Genomic DNA, 22,483 nt, shown 5'->3' on the forward strand with positions numbered 1-22,483 from the left:
TTGTTTCATTCGCCTATTTTTCTTATAGCTTGTGAATTGATATTATCCTAAGATGTGTGTGCTTGTGAAATGCTAACTAGAGAGTTTGTCTACAACCCGTCATTCTTCTGCTATAAAAAATCACCCCTGTAATGGAGTGATTTAAAAGCATTATTTTGACTTGATATAATTGACACCGTCCGCTTTAGGAGCAACTGCCTGACCAAAGAAAACAGCCAATACCAAAATAGTTAATACATAAGGGGCGATTTGCAGATAAACCGTTGGAATTTTTGAGAGGAAAGGCAATTGATTGCCGATAACTGCCAAACTTTGAGAGAGACCGAAAAACAGGCTGGAAAGCATGGCTCCTATTGGATTCCATTTACCGAAAATCATAGCTGCCAAAGCAATAAAACCCGGCCCTAAAATGGTTGTTACTGCAAAGTTAACTGAAATTGACTGGGCGTAAATCGCTCCGCCTATTCCTCCTAAGAATCCTGAAATCATAACACCGCAGTAGCGCATCAGATAAACATTGATTCCCAAAGTATCAGCAGCCTGAGGATGTTCACCAACAGAACGCAGACGCAGACCAAATCTTGTTTTGGTCAGAATAAACCAGGCAAAGACTGAAAAGAGAATGGCAATGTAGGCAACTAAACTGGTGCCTTCGAAGAAAATCTTGCCAATAAAAGGAATTTTAGATAAAATTGGAAAATCAAACTTACCAAAAGATTGATGAATATTATCAGTCTGTCCCTTGTTATATAGAGATTTAACAAAGAAAACGGCTAAAGATGGCGCCAAAAGATTAAGCACAGTCCCAGAAACGATATGATCCGCCCGAAAATTAACAGTAGCGACAGCATGAATTAGCGAAAACACTAACCCAACAGCTCCGCCGACTAGGGCTGCAAGCCAAGGTGTTGCCTTGCCAAAAGACTCAGCAAATTCTAAATTAAAGACGATTCCAGCAAAGGCTCCCATAACCATGATGCCTTCAAGTCCCACATTAACAACACCTGATCTTTCAGAAAAAACACCGCCTATACTGGTAAAAATGAGAGGGGTCGCATAAACCAGCATTGATGACACTAAAAGAGCTAAAATACTTTCTAAACTCATTTTACTGACCGCCTTTCATTTGTTTTTTGGGTTTGATATAATGCTCAATAACATAGTGAGCACCAACAAAGAAGATAATCAGAGCAGTCACTACCTTGATCAATTCAGGCGGAGTGCCAACATGGGTTGCATCACTGATACTCATACCAGGCGCTCCAACACTGAGAGCTCCAAATAAGAAGGCTGAAAGCAAGATGCCAATTGGAGAATTGGAAGCCAAAAGACTAACTGCCATCCCATCAAAACCAATAGCCAACGAACTAGTTTGCACATAAACATTTCCAAATGTTCCAAGACCTTCAACGACGCCGCCAAGTCCCGCTAGAGCTCCTGAGATAACCATAGAGAGAACAATGGTTCTTTTGGCTGACATACCTGCATATTCACTGGCATGAGGGTTAAGACCGACCGAACGAATTTCAAAACCGAGCGTTGTCTTATTCAGCAAGTACCAAACAAGTACAATAGCAATAAGAGCCAAGAAAAAGCCGATATTCATCCGAGAATTATCCGTCAGCGCTCGCAGCCAGTCTGTTTGATAACTGGCATTTTTGCCAACATAAATACTGGAGTCAGAATTGCGCATGATTTTGTTAGAAAAGCCATCCTGAATAATGGCATTGCCGATGTAGAGCACAATATAGTTCATCATGATAGTGACAATAACTTCGCTGGTTCCGAGATAAGCCCGTAAAAATCCTGGAATAGCTCCGATAACTCCACCTGCTGCTGCTCCAATAAGGACTGTCATCACAATCATAATAGGCCGCGGCAAACCAGGATTAGCTAGAGCAAACCAGCCTGCAGCTATCCAGCCTGCATAGGCCTGGCCTGATAAACCGATATTGAAGAAACCAGCTCGGCTAGCTACTGCAAAACCAAGTGCAATCAAAATTAGCGGGCTCATTGCACGAAAGATTTCGCCGACATCTTTTAGGCTGCCAAAAGCTTTTTGAAAGAGTCCTTCATAGGCCCATACTGGATCGTAGCCAAAAATAAGCATGATGATGGCTCCCAGTATAATTCCTAGAACAACTGAAATCAGAGGAACGACAATTTGTTGTGTTTTTTTAGACATTTGCTTCCTCCTTTTCAATACTTCCACCGGCCATTAAAATTCCCAATTCTTGTTTATTGGTGGTCTCCGGCGTCACAATGCCTTGAATTTGACCGTCGTGAATAACAGCAATGCGGTCAGACAAATTAAGAATTTCATCTAATTCAAAACTAACTAACAACACAGCTTTCCCTTTATCACGCTCTTCCATCAGACGTTTATGAATATACTCAATAGCACCAACATCCAATCCACGTGTTGGCTGGCTGACAATCAGCAAATCCGGATCGCGGTCAACTTCACGGGCAATAATTGCTTTTTGCTGATTACCACCTGAAAGCCCTTTAGCCGGAACAAGTTCACTGGCACCGCGGACATCAAATTCTTCCATCAGCTGGCGTCCGTGTTCGTTAATCTTATGATAATTCAAAACACCGTTTTTGCTCAATGGTGGCTTGTAATAAGTCTGCAAGGCCATATTTTCTGCCAGCGTCAGCTCAAGTACCAGTCCATCGCGGTGTCTGTCCTCAGGGACATGTCCCACACTTAATTCTGTAATCTTGCGGGCTGAAAGTTTGGTCACATCCTGCCCTTTAATAGTAATGGTTCCTGACTTTATTTTACGTAAACCTGTAATGGCTTGAATTAATTCACTTTGACCGTTGCCATCAATTCCAGCAATACCAACGATTTCACCAGCTCTGACATCCAAAGAAAGTCCTTTAACAGCAGGAACGCCGCGATTTTCATTGACTTCTAAGTCCTTAATAGATAAGGTTACTTCCTTAGGATTGGCAGCAGCCTTTTCAGTCGTAAAGGAAACCGAACGGCCAACCATCATTTCAGCCAAGTCTTGAGATGTCGCTCCTGCTACATCCACCGTTTCAATACTTTTACCGCGTCTGATAACAGTCACACGGTCAGCCACTGATCGAATCTCATCAAGCTTGTGCGTAATCAAAATGATTGATTTTCCTTCCTTGACAAGCCCCTTCATAATATTCATCAACTCCTGAATTTCAGAAGGTGTTAAAACAGCGGTTGGTTCGTCAAAAATAAGGATATCAGCACCGCGATAAAGTGTCTTTAAAATTTCAACACGCTGCTGAGCACCGACAGAAATATCGGCAATTTTAGCATCTGGGTCAACAGCTAAACCGTATTTTTCAGACAGTTCTTTAATTTCCTGACTGGCTTTTTTTAAATCTAAAATACCATTTTTAAGAATTTCATTTCCTAAAATAATATTTTCAGTAACCGTAAAAGCTTCAACCAGCATAAAATGCTGATGCACCATTCCAATGCCCAACTGAGCCGACTTAGACGGAGAATCAATTGTAACTAGCTCACCGTTAATCGCAATCTCACCGCTGGTTGGCTCAAGCAAACCAGCAAGCATATTCATCAAGGTTGACTTACCAGCTCCGTTTTCACCGAGCAGCGCATGAATTTCACCTTTTCTGAGATTGAGATTGATATGGTCGTTAGCCACAAAATCACCAAATTTTTTGGTAATCTCTCTCATTTCAATGACATGTTGCGTCATAGTACTTTCCTTTCAGAAATTTTATACTTCAATAGAAATCAGGAGGCTAGTACCATTTTGACTATTTTATCCTAATCTCTATTGAGGTACAAAGACCTCAGTGTCAAAAAGGCGACCGGCTGAGGTCGCCCTTAAACCTTATTTTTCTGGAACTTTGATGTCGCCTGATACAATTTCTTTTTTAGCGTCATCGATAGCTTTTTTAACATCATTAGACAAGTTGGTTGGTACAAGATCAACTCCCTTATCTTTCAGTCCGTAAGTTGTTACTTTGCCGCCTGGGAATTTCTTATCCGCAGTATTGTTTGAAATCAGCTGAACAGCCTTACCAACTTCTTTTAGTGAAGATGCGAGGACAAAGTTAGATTTTTTACCGTCTTTAGAAGTGTACTTACCTTCAGCAGCTTGGTCACGGTCAACTCCGATAACCCAAACCTTCTTAGATTCATTTTTCTTTTCATTCAAAGCTTTAGCTTCGCTGAAGACGCCAGCACCTGTACCGCCTGCAACTTGGTAAACAATATCGGCACCGCTGGCATATTGAGCAGCTGCAATTGTTTTACCTTTGGCAGCATCACCAAATGATCCCGCATAGTCAACTTGAATTTGGATAGATTTATCTACAGATTTTACACCAGCCTCAAAGCCTTTTTCAAAACGAGTAATAACTTCAGATTTAACACCGCCTACAAAACCAACTTTCTTGGTTTTTGTTGTCTTAGCAGCTGCAATTCCTGCAAGGTAGGCCGCTTCATTATCAGCAAATGTAACGCTGGCAACATTGTCTTTATTTTCAATGATATCATCAATGATAACATAATTAACATCTTCATTGTCAGCTGCTGTTTTTTCGATAGCATCATGCAAAGCATAACCGATACCAAATACTAATTTATAGCCGCTTGAAGAAGCCGTATCAAGATTGGTTGCATAATCAGATTCATTAGCAGATTGGAAATAATCAAAGCCACTTCCCTTGCTGAGGCCTTTATCTTTGCCCCAAGCTTGTAAACCTTCCCATGCTGATTGGTTAAATGACTTGTCATCAACACCACCAGTATCAGTTACAATAGCAACTTTTAGATCTGTCTTAGCCTTGCCATTATTTTTAGCTGCGCGATTGCCGCAGGCCGCAAGTCCTAATACTGCCACGGCAGTTAAACCTAAACCAACAATTTTCTTGTTCATAAAGATGAACCCTCCTAAGTTTTATATACAACAAACGTTGCCTAAAAATTAATATTAAACCCAAAGGCTTAACAGACAAATAAAAACAGCTTTACCTTAACTCTGTAAATGAATAAGGCAATAACTCCCCGACCGTCGTCACGACCGTCTTACCATCTTTAGCAATCAAAGTAACCTTGGCTGTTGGCTCAAAAAACTCAGCCATTACCTGCCGGCAGGCACCGCACGGAGAAATCGGCTCCTTGGTTTCACCATAGATAGCTATCTCTTCGAAGTCACGGTGGCCTTCAGAAATAGCCTTAAAAATAGCTGTCCGCTCACCGCAATTAGTAAGTCCAAAGCTAGCATTTTCAATATTACAACCCAAATAAACATCACCGGATTTGGTTTTAACCGCAGCTCCAATGGGGAAATGCGAATAAGGAACATAGGCATTTTGGCTGGCTTTTTTAGCAAGAGATACTAAATCAGTAGCCACCCTTTACTTCTTTCCCTTCAACAATCGCAATACCAGCCGATGTTCCAATGCGAGTCGCTCCTGCTTCGATGAAAGCTTGAGCATCTTTTAAAGTACGTGCTCCGCCAGCTGCTTTAACACCAAATTCAGAACCTACTGTCTGACGCATGAGGCGAACATCTTCAACTGTAGCTCCTCCTGTAGAAAAGCCAGTTGATGTTTTAACAAAATCAGCACCTGCTGCCTTGGCTGCCTGACAAGCTTTAACTTTTTCTTCGTCAGTTAAAAGACAAGCTTCAATGATGACCTTGACTAATTTGTCACCGCTGGCTTCCACAACTGCTCGGATATCTTCTTCGACAGCATCAAAGTTGCCGGATTTTGCTTGTCCGATATTGATAACCATGTCAACTTCATCGGCACCATTTTTAATAGCATCTTCTGTTTCAAAGGCTTTTACTGCACTGGTCGTTGCTCCTAAAGGAAAACCGATAACAGTACAAACCTTGACATCACTTTCTTTGAGAGCAGTTGCTGCGTAAGAAACCCAAGTGGGATTGACACAGACACTGGCAAAATGATACTGTTTAGCCTCTTGAATAAGTTGCTCGATTTGAGCTTGAGTGCTCTCTGGTTTCAACAACGTATGGTCAATATAGTGATTGATTTCCATGTTACCCTTTCTTAACAATTAAGTAATGATTCTTAAAATCTCATTTACTCTCAATTCTTCCTTATCTATTTTAACATTTTTTTTGAATTCTGTAAGCATGTTTTCAGATAATTTTTCATTGGAGTAAACCCTTGCAATCAAATCTCCTGTTTGAACGGAATCGCCGACTTTTTTCTCAAAAACAATTCCTGTTTCATAGTCCAGTTTATCTGTTTTAACCGCCCGGCCAGCTCCTAGACGCATGGCCATAAGACCAAAGGCTAAAGCCGGTAATTCCTTGATATAGCCTTCTTTATCTGCAATGATATCTGTTACAAATTCTGCAGATGAAGGACGGTATAAGTCAGTTAAATCACCTCCTTGACAAACAATCATTTCCTCAAATTTTTTAAGAGCCTGGCCCTTCGTCAAATGGTCATAAATAACTGCTAAACTTTCCTTTTTCCCTGCCAGCTCTAACATCAACTGAGCCAGCTTGCAGATAAAATCGGTAAGGTCTTTACGACCCTGCCCTTGCATAATTTGCAAAGCCTCTAAAACTTCTAAGCGATTTCCGATAGCTTGACCCAGAGGCTGACTCATATCTGTTATGACAGCAATTGTTTGCCGGCCCATTTCCTTGCCCAGAGCAACCATAGTTTTAGATAAGATTTCTGCTTCTGGCAAGGTCTTCATAAAAGCACCGTCACCAACAGTGACATCAAGCAAAATGCGGTCTGCCCCTGCAGCAATTTTTTTGCTCATGATGGAACTTGCAATCAAAGGAATAATATCGACTGTGGCTGTCACATCGCGCAGAGCATAAAGCATCTTATCTGCCTTGACCAGATTATCAGACTGACCAATAACTGCCAAACCAATTTCCTGAACTTGCTTAATAAAGTCTGCCTGTGAAAGCTCAATGTGGTAACCTTTGATTGACTCCAGCTTATCAAGGGTTCCGCCAGTGTGTCCCAGACCGCGGCCGCTCATTTTAGCAACTGGCACGCCAAAGCTCGCAACCAGCGGCACCAGTATCAAAGTAACCTTATCACCAACACCGCCAGTTGAGTGCTTGTCTACTTTTATCCCAGGAATGGCAGACAGGTCGATTTGTTCCCCAGATTTAACCATAGCCATGGTCAAATCATGCGTTTCTCTGTTTGTCATTCCCTTAAAGTAAACTGCCATCGCAAAGGCCGACATCTGATAATCAGGAACCTGACCAGCGGTATAAGCTTCAATAAGCCAATTTATTTCCTGGGTCGTCAATTCATGACCGTCTCGTTTTTTCTGAATTAAATCAACTGCTCTTATCATCTAACCACCAAGAACACAATGAAAAGCGACTGACTTTTAAAAATTGCCACAGTCAACCTTTTTGTTCGTTCTTATTCTCCTTCTCTCTCACTTCTAAGAACGTAATAACCTTTGTCCTTTTTTAAAATAGCAACATTGCCAAAAATCTGCTCCATCTTTGCCTTAGCACTGGGAGCGCCTTGTTTTTTCTGGATAACAATGGTCAAGCTACCACCAGTATTTAAGTGTTCAATACTTCCTTCAATAATAGCATGAACAACCTGTTTGCCAGCTCTAATGGGAGGATTACTGATAATAGCATCAAAGCAGCCCGAAATATTTTCATAACTGTTTGAGTAAAAAATATTAGCGCTAACACCATTTTTTTCAGCATTTGTTTTGGCCAGATCCAGCGCTCGGTTATTAATATCAACCATAGTCACTTCAAGGCCATAAACCTTGGCCAAAGAAATGCCCAGAGGGCCATAACCGCAGCCAACATCAAGCAAGGTTTTTTCTTTTTCAAAATCCAAACTGTTTAAGAGAACCTGACTACCATAATCAACCATTTTTTTGCTGAAGACACCTGAATCGGTCAGAAAATAAAAAGTCTGTCCCAATAAATCAACTCTGATGTCCTGCAACTGATGCTCACTGCTAGGATTTTCTGTGTAGTACATATTATTGCTCATGAATTTTTGCTCCTGTTTTATGCTAATCAATTTTAGCATACTTTGAAACGGTTTTCAATTCAATATGATATAATGTTCATTAAAGGAGTATTTATTGAAATGGCAAATGAGTTTATCAATTTTGAAAAAATTTCCCGTCAAACCTGGCAGCATCTGCATCAAAAATCACAGCCACCTTTAAATGAAGCAGAGTTAAATTCCATTAAGAGTCTTAACGATCAGATTAGTATTAAAGATGTTACTGATATTTATCTTCCCTTAGTTAGCTTGATTAAAATTTACAAAAAAGCACAGGAAAACCTCAGCTTTTCCAAAAGTATTTTTCTGCAAAAAGACCTTAACAACCGCCCTTTTATCATTGGGGTTTCCGGCTCTGTCGCTGTGGGCAAATCTACTACCAGCCGACTTTTACAGCTCTTATTGGCAAGAACCTTTAAAAATTCCACTGTTGAAATGGTTACTACCGATGGTTTTTTATATCCTAATTCTGTTCTTTCTGCTAGAAATATACTCAACCGCAAAGGCTTTCCTGAAAGTTACAACATGGAACTTCTGCTTAATTTTCTAGATAGTATGAAAAATGGGCAGAATGCTGAAATTCCTGTTTATTCGCATGAAATTTATGATATTGTCCCAGACAAAAGCCAGATAATAAAAGCACCTGATTTTCTTATCGTCGAAGGAATTAATGTCTTCCAAAACCCCTTAAACAATCGTCTTTACATGAGCGATTACTTCGATTTTTCAATTTACATTGACGCTGACAGCAGCCATATTGAGAATTGGTATCTTGAACGCTTTTCAGCTCTTCTGGATTTAGCTAAAAATGACGATGAAAACTACTACCACCGTTTCCTAAAGATGGGGAAAAAAGGAGCCCTTGATTTTGCTCGAAATATTTGGAAAAATATTAATCTTGTTAATTTGGAAAAATATATCGAGCCTACACGAAATCGTGCTGAACTTATTCTTCATAAAGCAAATGACCATAAAATAGATGAAATTTACCTGAAAAAGTGATAAAGACTTGTCAAATGCTGGGATTTTCTATATAATAGTGTAGTTATCATAATTTGGAGGTAAAGACATTGGCAAATATTAAATCTGCTATTAAACGTGCTGAACTTAACGTTAAACAAAATAACCGCAATTCAGCTCAAAAATCAGCTATGCGTTCTGCTATTAAAGCTTTTGAAGCAAACCCAACTGAAGAACTTTTCCGTGCTGCTTCTTCTAGCATTGACAAAGCCAAATCAAAAGGTTTGATTCATAAAAATAAAGCAAGCCGCGATAAAGCACGTCTTGCACGTCAATTGGCAAATTAAAAAACAGGAATATTATGAACCGACTCCAAAGAGCTGGACAACGTAAGCTAACTTAAGGAGTAAAGTTCAAATATTCCTATTTTTCTTTTTCAATTAACACTGGTCAGCCAAATAAAACTACGAAAACCCACCAGCCTGTCTTCTTATCGAGCTGGTGGGTTTTACTTTTTACTTATTTACTAGCTGCCAGGCGGACTTCAAAGATAACTCCTTGCGGTTTTTTATCTTTAACAATAATGCTGCCTTTTAAGCTGTCAACAATTTGTTTTGCTAGTGATAGTCCTAGACCAAATCCTCCTTTTTGTCTGGTTCTGGCCTTATCAACACGGTAAAAACGGTCAAAAATCTTCTTTTTGTCTGTCTCTGAAATTCCTTGACCGTTGTCAGCTACTGAGAAAATTAAGCTTCGATCCGTTGTCTTGACAGATATCCAAATTTCCCCCTCTTGGTCGGTATATTTAACCGCATTATCAAAAAGAATGGTCATCAGCTGTTTAAGCAAGGTCTTGTCCGTTTTAATCTGGCGACTAACCTTATTTGTAATATGCAATATTTTCCCATTTTCACGGGCAATCATGGCATAATTTTTAAAGGTATCATCAAAAAAACTAGGTTTAACTTCTGCTATTTCAGGTTCAATTCCATCATCACGGCGAGCTAGATTAAGGAGATTTGTCGTCAGCATTCTCATATTTCTGACTTCTTCTAAACTAGAAGCGATGGATTCTGATGAATCTAAAATAGTAGCTTCCGGTTTTCTGAATAAGCTTTCTAAGCGATTTTGCAAAACTGCTAGCGGTGTTCGCAATTCATGACTGGCATTTTCTACAAAAGATTTTTGCTTTTCGTAGTTCTCCAAAATAGGCCTACGGCTCCACTTGGCCAAATAAACACTAGCAATAACCGAAATCAGCCAAAAAACAATCATCACACTAATAATAATAGTCACATAACGCTGATTAGCTTCTTCAAGCTGAGTTGTATTGATAACAATAGTTGCAAATTTGACCTGCGGATAATAAGCATTGCGAACTTTAACAGTTACTGTCCGATATTTCTCAATCTGACCATAAATATTTTTTGCCCTTTGTTCGGTAATATCACCCAGCCTGTGCATTTTAGGGTGAATGTGATACAAGGGAGAAAAAGCATTGATATTATTGACAACATGATGTTGCTTATCGTAGAGAATGGTATCCGTATTGGCTGCCATTTGGCCGTCTGGTTTGATTTTAAAGGGTGTTTCTTCACTGTTATCACTTATAACATCATTAATCACGGTATTTCTAACCATTTCCATATTGATATAATCATCAATATTTTTAGTGGCCTTTTTGAGACTATCATCAACCGACGAATAAATACCAAAGCGCATAACTTGGACGATGATGACTGTCATCACAAAGAAGATCCCTGTAAATACAGCAAAAAAATGGCTGAAAAAGGAGGCATTCTCTCCCTGTTTACTTTTTTGTCTTAGCTTAATTAACATCCTTTAAAATATATCCTACACTGCGCAATGTCTGCAAATTTTTGCCAAACTGGGTATCTTTGAGTTTTTTTCTGATTTTAGACACATAGACCTCTACAACAGAAATTGTTGTATCACTGTCAAATCCCCATATCCGATCAAAGATTTGTGATTTAGGCAAAATAACATTCTGATTCTGCAAAAAATAAATCAGCAGATCAAATTCTTTACCCAACAACTCAACTTCTTTACCGTTTACCATGGTGGTATTAGTAGAGGTATCAACTGTCAGGTCGCCATAAACAAGGTTATTGTTGGTAAATTTTCCCGAACGTTTGAGAAGAGCTTGAATACGCATCTTTAATTCTTCCAAATAAAAAGGCTTTGTCAGATAGTCATCAGCTCCCAATTCAAAACCATGCCCTTTATCATCTAAGCTTTCTTTGGCTGTCATAATCAAAACAGGTGTTGTGATTCCTTTTTCCCGCAGTTCTTTCAAAACCTGAAAACCATTTTTTTCCGGCAGCATCAAATCCAGCAAAATCAAATCATAAACACCGCTTTCAGCTTCATAGAGACCTTCTTCACCATCAAAAACCTGCATAACATCTGCAAAATCATCCAGAAAGTCAAAAATAGAGTTTGACAGACTTAAATCATCTTCTACTAATAATATTTTTATCATGTTCTGCTCCTTTTCACTTTCTATTATAGCATGACTTAGAAGTTTTCGACTAGTTCTTCTTTTACAAAAAGTTCCGTCAGTTGTATCAATTGCTTGCAATAATACAATTAAACTTTTTAGAATAGATTTTACTGCCAACGGTAAAATGGGGCTATAAATACTTTTTCATCAAAAACAAGCCCTTTTTCCTAAGATAAATCTAGTTTAGCCAATCATTCTTAAAAGAGGCTTAATAAAAACTATAAATTGCTTTGCGCTGGGTAGAAATTCATAGAAAATTCATATTGATTTTTGAAGGGTAAGAGGATTGCTTACGAATATATATAGTAAATAAACAAACATATTTGAATCAAGCAAAAAGGATCAGGCAGCATCAATGCAGACCTTAATCCTTTTTTAAATTATTTTACTTAATCAGAATTCCTTTAAACTCTGAAACTCCTTAGTCTCTTAACAGGATTATCAGAAATGTCTAGCAACTGCCTGCCAAACAGCAGCCTTTTCTCTTTCAATCAAGGCTTTTCGAGCAGATATCTCTTTGATTCCCATAGTAATATTGCGGCTGATTGCCAAATTATCTAACTGTGGTTCAAAGAATGCTTTGTACTCTTCTAAGCGTTCATCTGTTTTAAAGATATTAGCCGGAATAATAACAAAACTATCAAAACTCATATCACCGCCAAGTGTGGCTTTGATCCAATCCCAATTGTCACGTGCCCAGCTCCAGAATGCTTCCTGAGCAAAAGGCTGACTGAGGAAAAGTCTATACCAAAATGATAAATCCTGAGGTTTGATGACATCCTTATTTTGCAGCTGATCCAAAATTCTCTCAAGCGTTGCCTGCGATTTTGTTTTCGCCAAAGCACTGGCTAGCTGTCTGCGGAAATTACTATCATTGGTCTCTACATACGTGTCCAAATAAAGTGTTACCAACTCATCGGTTTCAGCATGTTTCATTTGGTTGGTCAAAACAGAAAGACGAACAGCAGCTGGAATAGCTTCAATATTTCCTTTGTAAGTTTCAAAAATTGCCTGTGCTTTTTCATTAACATCAGGGTCATCGGCATAAATCATGTTACTCAGAGTAATTTGACGGACCATTTCGTCTTCGTCGCTCTCTTGAGCTGATTTTTCAAAACCAAGACGCTGATAATTAGCTTGATAAACGTTACGAACCAAAGATTTAAAATCTGATTCGATCTGGCTGCCTTCTTCTAAGAATCTTTCTATACCAGTCACCAACTGATGGCCTGCTGACATTACCATATAAGATGTTTCATTCGATAATCTTGACAGCAAAGCTACTAATTCCGCATAGGAAATCTGACCGCTCTCTGCTAACAGACGGCGCTCTTGAATAATCTGCAATTTTGAAGTATTATCCAGACAGTCAAAATCTGCCAAAATAGCTTCTAAAAGCTGCTCGTCATAATTGCAGATGTAGTGTGCGGTATTGTCGGTATTTAACCGCAGAGGCCCCTTATCCTTATTGTCAGCCAGCAACTGACTGAAGTTCGGAATTTCGATAGATTCTTCTTCTAAGGTATCAGGCAGACCAGACCAGTTGCTGTTAAGCGGAATCTGCCAAATCCTATCAGCATCTTCATGCTCCCCAATAAAGAACTGTTTTTGCGAAATGCGAAGTTTATCATCTTTGACAGACAGGGTTACTAAAGGATAACCCGGCTGTTCCAGCCAAGCATCCATAAAGCTGGCAACATCTTTGCCAGAAGCAGTCGACAAAGCATTCCAAAGATCACGTCCGATAGTATTAGCATACTGATACTTTTCAAAATAGCTCTTTAAGCCGGCTGCAAAATCTTTGTCTCCCAACCAGCGCCGGAGCATGTGCATTAAACGGCTTCCTTTAGCATAAACGATAGCTGCATCGAAAATAGTGTTGATTTCATCAGGGTGATTAACTGCAACGTGTACAGATTGAACACCATCAGTAGCATCCCGTTTAAGAGCATGCGGAACTCCGCTTGTTTGAAAATCTTCAAAAATATGCCAGTCAGGCTCAATAGCATCAACAGCAACATATTCCATCATGTTAGCAAAACTTTCATTGAGCCAAAGGTCATCCCACCATCGCATAGTTACCAAGTTACCAAACCATTGATGGGCTAATTCATGAGCAACAACAAGCGCCACCTGCTGACGACTGCTTACTGTTGAATTATCATCAACTAAGAGATAAACTTCTCTATAAGTAATAAGTCCCCAGTTTTCCATGGCACCGGCTGAAAAATCCGGAAGAGCCAGATGATAAGATTGAGGAATTGGGTAAGCAACACCAAAGTAATCTTCATAAAAATCAATGACACGAACAGCAATATCTAAAGCAAAATCAACAGAATCACTGTTTTGGGCTTGAGTTGCAAAAACTCCTACTTCTGTGCCATTTTTCGTATAAGCTTTTTTACCTTGAAGATTGCCAAAAGCAAATGCCAGCAGATAAGAAGACATTCTTGGAGTTGTATCGAAAGTCCAAACACCCGTTTCTTCGCGGCGACTGACATTAATTTCAGGCATATTAGAAAGGGCAATGTCTCCTTCTTCCTGATCAAATTTAAGAGCTAAATCAAAGGTAGCCTTTGCTTCTGGCTCATCAATACTTGGAAAAGCTTCACGGGCAAAATGACTTTCAAACTGTGTTGAGATAATTTCCTTTTTAAGACCATCAACAGTATAGTAAGAGGGATAGATTCCTGTCATATTATCCGTAATCTTACCTGAAAACTCTAGGACCAGTGTCATACTGCCAGTTTCAGGAAGTTCGATACGAACAGCCTCATGGTCATTATCCAATTCATAAACCAACTCACTATTATCCAAGAGAACAGAACTGATATTCAGGTCTTTTTGATGCAGCGAAATAATATTATCAAGTGCCTCTCCGTTAATGGCAACATTCCCAGAGAAGGTCTTCTCCTGACGGTTAATATCTAGAAAAATATTATAATTTTCAGGTACAAACTTTTCAATAAAGCGTTCTACAGTTTCCATGTATCTCCCTTATTATTTCAAAATTTCTAAATTGTTATTATATCATAATTCAATGATTTTTCCAGTTTTAAGATAAACAATCCATTCGCAGATATTTCGAGCATAATCACCAATTCGTTCAAGATACATCAATACTTGGAAGTATTCTTTGCCTGCAAAAGCAGCATCTGGTGTCTTCTTAATTTCTTCAACTGCCAGATTTTGAATATCTTTAAAATAGTTATCGATTATTTCATCACTAGCAGCGATTTCATAAGCTTTTTTATCATCACCATTGATGTAGGCATTCAAGGCATCCTCGACCATGCGTTTGACAGCCTTGCCCATCTCACTAATCTTTTCTTCAACAACCAGAAGGCGCTCTTCTCCCTTCATACGGATAGTTGCCTTAGCAATTGAGGAAGCATGGTCGCCCATGCGTTCAATATCACTAGAAGCCTTCAGAACTGTAATAACTGTCCTTAAATCATTTGATACAGGCTGCTGCAGGGCAATAATCTCGAGAGACTTTTTTTCAAGCTTAGTTTCATACTCATTAACCACATCGTCATCAGCAATAACTTCTTTGGCTAAGTCGCGGTCGTGACTGACAAAAGCACGCACCGTTTTATTAATCTGTGCCAGTACTTCTGTACCCATCGCGTAAAATTGATTATGTAATTTATCTAATTCTTCTTCAAATTGCGATCTTAACATGTTCTCATCTCTTTTCTATTATTATATTATCCAAACTTACCTGTAATGTAATCTTCAGTTTCTTTTTTCTGCGGGTTCAGGAACATTTCTTTAGTATTGCCGTATTCAATTAGATCCCCTGCTAAGAAAAAGCCTGTCCGATCAGAAATACGTGAAGCTTGCTGCATCGAACGAGTCACAACAATCATCGTGTACTTTTCTTTCAGATCATACAACGTATCCTCAATTTTTCCAGCTGAAATAGGATCCAGAGCTGATGTCGGCTCATCCAAAAGGATAATCTGCGGACTGGTTGCTAAAACCCTAGCGATGCAAACACGCTGCTGCTGACCACCGGATAAACCAATTGCTGAATCGTGCAGACGATCTTTTACTTCATTCCAAATCGAAGCTCCAATTAAGGATTTTTCAACAGCTTCATCCAGAACCTTCTTATCCTTAATACCCTTCAAGCGCAGACCATAGACAACATTTTCATAAATAGTCATTGGGAAAGGATTAGGCTGCTGGAAGACCATGCCAATCTCTTTGCGCAATTCTACTGTGTCTGTCCGTGGACTATAGATATTATGGCCATTATACATGATAGAGCCTGTGACAGTTACTTCAGGATTGATATCTCCCATTCGATTAATAGCACGTAGCAAGGTAGACTTTCCGGATCCTGATGGACCAATCAAAGATGTGATCTCATTAGGATAGAAATCAATGGAAACAGTATTAAGTGCTTTCTTTTTGCCATAGTAAACAGACAAGTCATTGACTTTTAAAATAGGTTCTGTCATTCTTTTCCTTTCTATCCAAAGTGTCCAGACACATAATCGCTGGTTGATTTCAACTTAGCATTTTGGAAAATATGATTAGTGGTATCGTACTCAATCAAATCTCCCAAATAAAAGAAGGCTGTATAGTCACTGGCCCGGGCTGCCTGCTGCATATTATGAGTCACAATAATAATGGTATAGTTTTTCTTCAGTTCAAACATAGTTTCTTCCAACTGCATTGTCGCAACTGGATCAAGAGCTGAAGCTGGTTCATCCATTAAAAGAATATCAGGCTTCACCGCAATAGCACGAGCGATACATAAGCGCTGCTGCTGACCGCCAGACAAGGTAAAGGCCGATTTATGCAAGTCATCCTTTACTTGATCCCAAAGCGCTGCTTGTTTGAGAGATGTCTCAACAATTTCATCTAAGACCTTCTTGTCTTTAATACCAGCCCGTTCATAGGCAAATGTTATGTTTTTATAAATTGATTTAGCAAAGGGGTTAGGCCTTTGAAAAACCATGCCGATGTGCTTACGCATTTCATAAACATTAATATTTTGCGCATTGACATCAATTCCCTCATACATGATTTTCCCGGTTACTTTGGCAATATCAATGGTATCATTCATTCGATTGAGACTGCGAAGAAAAGTTGACTTGCCACAGCCTGATGGACCGATTAGAGCTGTAATTTTATTTTTTTCAAACTGCATATCAATCCCTTTGATAGCTTCATTTTCACCATAATAAACATGTAAATCCTCGGTTGATAAAGCTAGGTTTCCTTCCGGAAAGGTAATGATATGCCTTTCATTCCAATTGTAATCTGCCATTTGTCCTCCTTTAGACTGCTGATGTCAGCTTGGCATGCAGTTTCTTACCAATGTAGCGTGCTGACAGGTTAAAGATAAGGATAAAAACAAGTAAAACAGCTGCACTGCCTTCAGATACCTTAGTAGCATCCGGAATAGTTCCTTCACTGTTAACCTTCCAGATATGGACAGCAAGTGTTTCAGCCTGACGAAAGATTGAAATCGGACTTGTTGTACTAAGCGGATTCCAATTTCCCCAGTCAAGAGCCGGTGCAGACTGACCGGCTGTATAAATAAGTGCTGCTGCTTCCCCGAAAATACGTCCAGAGGCAAGCACAATACCGGTCACAATTCCTGGAAGTGCTTCTGGAATCACAACATGAAGGACGGTTTCCCAGCGCGAAATACCTAAAGCAAGACCTGCTTCACGCTGCGTATGATGAACATTTCGCAAACTATCTTCAATATTGCGTGTCATCTGTGGTAAATTGAAAACGGTCAACGCCAAGGCACCTGAGATAATTGAAAAACCGTATTGAAACTGAACGACAAAAATTAAATAACCAAAAAGCCCCACTACCACTGATGGCAAGGAAGACAAAATTTCAATACAGGTACGAATAAAATCTGTCAAACGGCCTTTTTTAGCATATTCAGATAAATAAATACCTGCTCCCATCGAAAGTGGAATAGAAATAATTAATGTTACAACTAAAAGAAAGAAGGAATTATAAAGCTGAATGCCAATACCGCCGCCAGCTTCATAAGAAGAGGAACGGCCTGTTAAAAAATGCCAGTTAATGTTAGGTATTCCCCGCATAAGAATAAAAAATAAGAGGGAAGCCAAAATAGCAATAATAATACCAGCAATGGTATACAAAATACCAGTAACTAATTTATCCAGTTTTTTAGCGTGCATAATTTTTCTTACCTTCCCTTGTAATAAATTTCATCAGCATATTAAAGGCTAAACTCATAATCAGAAGAACCAATGCCAAAGACCAAAGGACATTATTTTGGACAGTTCCCATAACTGTATTTCCAATTCCCATAGTTAATACGGAAGTGAGAGTCGCTGCAGGTGTTGTTAGAGAAGCCGGAATGACGGCTGAATTACCAACAACCATCTGAATAGCCAAGGCTTCACCAAAAGCACGAGCCATTCCAAAAACAACTGCTGTAAAAATTCCTGGCCTTGCTGCATTTAAAATAACACGCCAAATGGTTTGCCAACGTGTTGCTCCCATAGCAAGACTGGCTTCTTTATAATGCCGTGGAACAGCCCTTAAACTGTCAATTGTCATAAAGGTTACAGTCGGTAAAATCATGACAAAAAGAACAAATACTCCGGATAAAATTCCAAATCCAGTACCGCCAAAAAGAGTTCTGACAAAAGGTACCACAATCTGCAAACCAATAAATCCATAAACAACTGACGGAATTCCCACCAAAAGCTCTACAACAGGCTGAAGAATTTTGGCACCGTATTTAGGCGAAATCTCAGTCATAAATACTGCTGCGCCAATGGCAAAAGGTGTAGCAATCAAAGCTGACAAAATAGTAACAATGAAAGACCCTAATATCATGGGTAGAGCTCCCAACAAAGGTTTTCCGTCTGCTCCCTTGACATTTGGCTGCCACTCAGTCCCAAAAAGGAACTTAAAAGGATTGATTTTATCCACAAAGAAGGTTGATAAGCCTTTTTGAGCAACGAAGATAAGAATCATTGCGACAATAAGGACAATTAAAGCCAAGCAAAAAAAGGTGATTATCTTGCCAAATTTTTCTAAGCGAGAATTTTTAGACGGTGATGTCAGCTTTTTAATCAGTTCTTGATTTTTCATGATTCCTCCATACATCAAGATAAGAACTTTGAAAAGCAATAAAAGCAGTTAGCAACAATAAGCTGTATGACTTTTATCTCTTTTGCTTTCTAATGATATTATTTAGCAGTCACAGTGCCATCTGCGCTTTTGACAACTTTCATATCATTTACAGAAATATATCCCATGCGGGTGACAATACTCTTTTGAACCTTGTCACTCATCATAAATTTTAAAAATTCTTTGGTCAAACCTTTTGCTTTTCCCTTAGTATACATATGTTCATATGACCAAAGCGGCCAATCATTGGTCGTTACATTTTTTACAGTCGGTTTGAAACCATTCAATTTTAAGGATTTAACTGAATGATCCACATAAGCAAAGGCTAAATAAGAAATCGCACCAGGCGTTTGTGAAACAATAGATTTTACCATACCGTTGGAATCTTGTTCCTGACTTTGCCTTGCATCTTTTCCATCCATGATAACACTGTCAAATGTCGCCCGAGAACCAGAGCTGGCAGCTCGATTGATGATGGATATTTCTAAATCCTGTCCGCCTACTTGCTTCCAGTTTGTATACTCACCAGTGAAAATTTTTCGTAGCTGTTCAACCGTTAAATTAGACACTTTGACTTTTTTGTTGGTAATGACAGCAATTCCAGCAACGGCAACCTGATGGTCTACCAATGCTTTAGCGTTAATACCGTCTTTTTCCTCAGCGAAAAGGTCACTGTTACCAATCTGAACAGCACCAGACTGTACTTGCGAAAGTCCTGTACCAGAACCACCGCCTTGAACATTGATAGTTTTACCCAAATTAGATTTAGCCTGAGCAAATTCGTCTGCTGAAGCTTCTACTAAAGGCTGTAAGGCAGTCGAACCAACACTGGTAATGGACTGTCCTTTATCAATCCAATTGGAACAGGCCGTCAAACCTAGGCTGACAAGAGCCAGCATCAAGGATAAAACTATTTTTTTCTTTCTCATTTACTTGCTTTCCTTTCCTTATCAATTATAACAATAAAATAAATCAAACGGTCTGCAATTGTAAAAATTTTTCAAAATGTATTCTATAACATTTATGCTTGAAAACGAAGTCCCTTAGGAAAATAATTCTTGAGGGTGTTGCCTGTCACTTTCGCAAAACCTAGGCCATTCCCATTCACAAGAATTTGATACCAGCCTTTTTTATAATTTTTAGAGAGAGGCAAGGTATTTCCTGAAACATAAATCTTAAACTGTTCTATATCAATTTCAATTGACTGTACTACTTCACTTTTTTTCAAAGCCACTCCTAAAGCAAAAGAAGGCTCAAAACGATTCTTTTTAAAAGTTCCTAAATGTAGCCCATTTCTAGCAATTTTTAGCCTAGATATATCAGGCAGCCCTTGCGGAAGTAAATAAAGTTGATCGCCAAAAGTCTGATACAGTCCTTCTAATTTAATTTTAATATTTTCTTTAGCAAAAGCTTGCCAAAGTTTTTGCTCTTTCTTGTTCAGCTGAGATTTTGCAAGTTTTGAAGATGCTAAAGGCTGAGCTGGTCTTTTATCCTGCAATTTAGCTACGAACTGGCCTTCGCCCTTAAAACGGTGAGGATACATTCGTGCAGCTTCAGGCATATCAATACCTTCAGCCATGCCGTTAATTTTTGGCACTTCTACCAGTTCCAAAAAATCATACTGTGACAGCAGCCAATTGACAACAGCCTCATTTTCTTCCGGAGCCCAAGTACAGGTCGAATAAACTAAGCTGCCGCCCGGAGTCAGCATTTTTACAGCTTCTCGCAGGATTTCCTTTTGAAGTTCAGCACATTCTGTCGGATAATCCTCATGCCAATATTGCATGGCAGCCGGATCTTTCCGAAACATTCCTTCGCCTGAGCACGGCGCATCCAAAACGATTAGATCAAAGTAATGTTTAAAACTTTGAGCCAGTTTCTTAGGACTTTCGTTGGTAACCAGAACATTTCTGGCACCAAAACGCTCTACATTTTCAACAAGGGCTTTGCAGCGTTTTTTAGAAATCTCATTGCTGACCAGAATTCCCGTATTGTCCAGATAAGAAAGCAGGTGAGTGGTCTTCCCGCCCGGAGCTGCTGCTAAATCAAGCACCTTCATCCCCTTTGTGGGCGCTGCCACCTGAGCAACCATCTGAGCCGCCGGTTCTTGAGAATAAATTAAGCCTGAAACATGCTCCGCAGATTTCCCAGAAACTTTGCCGTAATAACCCCAATCTGTATTAGGAATCGGATTTTCAAATGGAACTTGTCCATCTTTTAATGGATTGACCCGAAAAGCAGCCACTGCTTCTTCTTTGAAACTCGCGAAAAAGTTTTCAGCCTCGCTCCCCAAAATAGTGCGATATTTTTCTACAAATTTTTCAGGTAATGACATATTATACTCTATTTTTGGTAATTTATGAAAGAAGATTGTCTAAACAGCTCTTGTTTATTTAATATATTTTTGAATTTCTTTTAATTTGGCTTTTGGAATAAACATGACCTTTTGCCGGGTTTTATAGTTGGGTTTTTGTCCATGCAGGTCAAGAATGGTGTATCCTAATTTTTCTCCCATGATACTGCCTGCAGCATAGTCCCAAGGCGCAATGTCAGAAAAATAGGCAATAAAGCGGCCTTCTAAAACACGGCAGATACTAAGGCCAGCACTGCCAATGCCCCGTATCCCCAGGGTCTGACGTCCTAAATTAGCTATTCCCATGACATTTTGAGCACACATGGCATTGTTTCCACCAATTAAAGAGCGATTTAAAGGCCTGTCACGAAAAGACGATAGAGGTTTGTTATTGGCCGTTACTGCAAATTGGCCGCCGCCGCTGTAGAGAATATCTCTCATAACATCATAGATAAGACCGAATTGACCAACACCGTTTTCATAATAAGCAATCATAACTGCAAAATCGCAGCCCTGAACAACAAAATTAACTGTTCCGTCAATAGGATCTAAGACCCAGACAGAACCATCATTAATATCTGATACAAGATTATCTTCTTCTGCAAAAAAATGATCTTGGGGATAAGCGCTGTGAATTCGTTCAACCATCAATTTTTGAACACCCTTATCCAAGTCGGTCACCAAATCATCAAAGCGCGATTTTTCCTCAATCACCAAATCATGTGTCATATTATCGCGAATATAGCGCCCTGCTTCACAGATAAGTTCTTTTGCAAATTGAAATTTAGTTTCCAAGGGAGATAAATCCTTTCTCTTTAGTCTTTGCTGCTTGAACCGCACGATAAACTGAATAACCGCTAACTTTTTCAAAGTCACGGTCAATTTGTTTTTCCTGTGACTTGCTGACAACAACCCTCTTATATTCTCTGTAGCCTTCCAAAAGACGGCTGACCTCAACCTTGCCTTCATAAGCTTTTTCGACTAAGTTTAAAAAAGAAAGCACTGAGGTTATTTCTTCAGTGCTCCACGATAAATCCAAAGGATAAGAATAGTTTTTACTCATTTCTTCCCTCAATTTCTGCTTTAATCGTTGCCTGACGCAGTTCTTGTTTGCGGTAATCTCGTGGTAAAAAAGCTCGAATCTCATCTTCATTAAAACCAATCTGCATGCGCTTGTCATCCATAATAATCGGACGGCGAAGCAGGCTGGGATTTTTAGAAATAAGGTTAATTAGCTCAGAGACAGACAATTCATCCACATCAATATCTAACTTTTGAAAAACTTTTGATCGTGTTGAAATAATGTCTTCTGTTCCGTTTTCTGTGTAGGAAAGAATTTTCAGTAAATCATCGCGGCTCAAAGGACTTGTGATGATATTGTGTTCCTTGAAGGCAACATCATGTTTATTTAACCAAGCTCTTGCTTTGCGGCAGCTTGTACAGCTAGGTGATAAAAATAAGGTAATCATAACCTACCCCTTTAT

The 22,483-nt window shown here is 39.2% G+C and carries 23 protein-coding genes; 2 read left to right on the top strand and 21 right to left on the bottom strand.

Translation table 11 applies throughout. The features are described from left to right. Positions 1-150: 150 nt before the first annotated feature. From SCSH_RS05285 to SCSH_RS05320, 8 genes are all read right to left on the bottom strand, one after another. Positions 151-1,107, bottom strand: a complete 957-nt coding sequence (locus SCSH_RS05285) for an ABC transporter permease (RefSeq protein ID WP_057490853.1) — start codon at positions 1,105-1,107, stop codon at positions 151-153. A gap of 1 nt (position 1,108) precedes the next feature. Further along, positions 1,109-2,185 (bottom strand): ABC transporter permease, encoded by a 1,077-nt coding sequence (locus SCSH_RS05290; protein ID WP_057490854.1) that lies wholly within the window; start codon positions 2,183-2,185, stop codon positions 1,109-1,111. Further along, a complete protein-coding gene (locus SCSH_RS05295) occupies positions 2,178-3,710 on the bottom strand; it encodes an ABC transporter ATP-binding protein (protein ID WP_057490855.1) in 1,533 nt (510 codons plus the stop codon). The genes SCSH_RS05290 and SCSH_RS05295 overlap by 8 nt, the downstream gene beginning before the upstream one ends. A gap of 138 nt (positions 3,711-3,848) precedes the next feature. Next, positions 3,849-4,898, bottom strand: a complete 1,050-nt coding sequence (locus SCSH_RS05300; protein ID WP_057490856.1) for a BMP family lipoprotein — start codon at positions 4,896-4,898, stop codon at positions 3,849-3,851. A gap of 91 nt (positions 4,899-4,989) precedes the next feature. After that, entirely contained in the window at positions 4,990-5,376 is a 387-nt protein-coding gene (locus SCSH_RS05305; protein ID WP_057490857.1) for a cytidine deaminase, read from the bottom strand. Further along, complete coding sequence (gene deoC / locus SCSH_RS05310) at positions 5,366-6,028, bottom strand: deoxyribose-phosphate aldolase (RefSeq protein WP_057490858.1); 663 nt, start codon at positions 6,026-6,028, stop codon at positions 5,366-5,368. The genes SCSH_RS05305 and deoC overlap by 11 nt, the downstream gene beginning before the upstream one ends. An 18-nt stretch (positions 6,029-6,046) precedes the next feature. Further along, complete coding sequence (locus SCSH_RS05315; protein WP_057490956.1) at positions 6,047-7,324, bottom strand: pyrimidine-nucleoside phosphorylase; 1,278 nt, start codon at positions 7,322-7,324, stop codon at positions 6,047-6,049. A gap of 74 nt (positions 7,325-7,398) precedes the next feature. Continuing rightward, positions 7,399-7,998, bottom strand: a complete 600-nt coding sequence (locus tag SCSH_RS05320; RefSeq protein WP_057490859.1) for a class I SAM-dependent methyltransferase — start codon at positions 7,996-7,998, stop codon at positions 7,399-7,401. Positions 7,999-8,097: 99 nt separating this feature from the next. On the opposite strand from SCSH_RS05320, the gene coaA reads away from it, so the two are divergent. Both coaA and rpsT read left to right on the top strand, forming a co-directional pair. Then, entirely contained in the window at positions 8,098-9,018 is a 921-nt protein-coding gene (gene coaA, locus SCSH_RS05325; RefSeq protein WP_057490860.1) for a type I pantothenate kinase, read from the top strand. Between the two features lie 53 nt (positions 9,019-9,071). Further along, positions 9,072-9,323: a 30S ribosomal protein S20 gene (gene rpsT / locus SCSH_RS05330; RefSeq protein ID WP_075347106.1), complete on the top strand. Its 252-nt coding sequence runs from the start codon at positions 9,072-9,074 to the stop codon at positions 9,321-9,323. Between the two features lie 172 nt (positions 9,324-9,495). Here rpsT and SCSH_RS05335 read toward each other — a convergent pair whose 3' ends face one another. From SCSH_RS05335 to spx, 13 genes are all read right to left on the bottom strand, one after another. After that, positions 9,496-10,815, bottom strand: coding sequence for a sensor histidine kinase (locus SCSH_RS05335; protein WP_057490861.1), 1,320 nt, complete (start codon positions 10,813-10,815; stop codon positions 9,496-9,498). Next, the gene (gene ciaR / locus SCSH_RS05340) at positions 10,805-11,479 is read right to left on the bottom strand and encodes a three-component system response regulator CiaR (protein ID WP_057490862.1); all 675 of its coding nucleotides are present in this window, start codon (positions 11,477-11,479) and stop codon (positions 10,805-10,807) included. Before ciaR ends, SCSH_RS05335 begins: the two co-directional genes overlap by 11 nt. Before the next feature lie 462 nt (positions 11,480-11,941). Next, positions 11,942-14,488 (bottom strand): M1 family metallopeptidase, encoded by a 2,547-nt coding sequence (locus SCSH_RS05345; RefSeq protein ID WP_057490863.1) that lies wholly within the window; start codon positions 14,486-14,488, stop codon positions 11,942-11,944. Positions 14,489-14,530: 42 nt separating this feature from the next. Further along, entirely contained in the window at positions 14,531-15,184 is a 654-nt protein-coding gene (gene phoU, locus SCSH_RS05350; protein ID WP_057490864.1) for a phosphate signaling complex protein PhoU, read from the bottom strand. Positions 15,185-15,210: 26 nt separating this feature from the next. Further along, positions 15,211-15,969, bottom strand: coding sequence for a phosphate ABC transporter ATP-binding protein PstB (gene pstB / locus SCSH_RS05355; RefSeq protein ID WP_057490865.1), 759 nt, complete (start codon positions 15,967-15,969; stop codon positions 15,211-15,213). Positions 15,970-15,980: 11 nt separating this feature from the next. Continuing rightward, entirely contained in the window at positions 15,981-16,784 is an 804-nt protein-coding gene (pstB, locus tag SCSH_RS05360; protein WP_057490866.1) for a phosphate ABC transporter ATP-binding protein PstB, read from the bottom strand. Positions 16,785-16,794: 10 nt separating this feature from the next. Further along, positions 16,795-17,682: a phosphate ABC transporter permease PstA gene (gene pstA, locus SCSH_RS05365; RefSeq protein ID WP_057490867.1), complete on the bottom strand. Its 888-nt coding sequence runs from the start codon at positions 17,680-17,682 to the stop codon at positions 16,795-16,797. Continuing rightward, positions 17,672-18,607 (bottom strand): phosphate ABC transporter permease subunit PstC, encoded by a 936-nt coding sequence (pstC, locus tag SCSH_RS05370; RefSeq protein ID WP_057490868.1) that lies wholly within the window; start codon positions 18,605-18,607, stop codon positions 17,672-17,674. Before pstC ends, pstA begins: the two co-directional genes overlap by 11 nt. A gap of 98 nt (positions 18,608-18,705) precedes the next feature. Continuing rightward, complete coding sequence (locus SCSH_RS05375) at positions 18,706-19,575, bottom strand: phosphate ABC transporter substrate-binding protein PstS family protein (RefSeq protein WP_057490869.1); 870 nt, start codon at positions 19,573-19,575, stop codon at positions 18,706-18,708. 92 nt (positions 19,576-19,667) lie between these two features. Further along, positions 19,668-20,981, bottom strand: a complete 1,314-nt coding sequence (locus tag SCSH_RS05380) for an RsmB/NOP family class I SAM-dependent RNA methyltransferase (RefSeq protein ID WP_057490870.1) — start codon at positions 20,979-20,981, stop codon at positions 19,668-19,670. A gap of 54 nt (positions 20,982-21,035) precedes the next feature. Beyond that, positions 21,036-21,794 (bottom strand): inositol monophosphatase family protein, encoded by a 759-nt coding sequence (locus SCSH_RS05385; protein ID WP_057490871.1) that lies wholly within the window; start codon positions 21,792-21,794, stop codon positions 21,036-21,038. Beyond that, a complete protein-coding gene (locus tag SCSH_RS05390) occupies positions 21,784-22,062 on the bottom strand; it encodes a UPF0223 family protein (RefSeq protein ID WP_057490872.1) in 279 nt (92 codons plus the stop codon). Before SCSH_RS05390 ends, SCSH_RS05385 begins: the two co-directional genes overlap by 11 nt. Next, positions 22,055-22,468 (bottom strand): transcriptional regulator Spx, encoded by a 414-nt coding sequence (spx, locus tag SCSH_RS05395; protein ID WP_057490873.1) that lies wholly within the window; start codon positions 22,466-22,468, stop codon positions 22,055-22,057. Before spx ends, SCSH_RS05390 begins: the two co-directional genes overlap by 8 nt. Between the last annotated feature and the right edge of the window lie 15 nt (positions 22,469-22,483).

Source organism: Streptococcus orisasini, assembly GCF_001431045.1.
GTDB classification, from domain to species: Bacteria; Bacillota; Bacilli; order Lactobacillales; family Streptococcaceae; genus Streptococcus; species Streptococcus orisasini.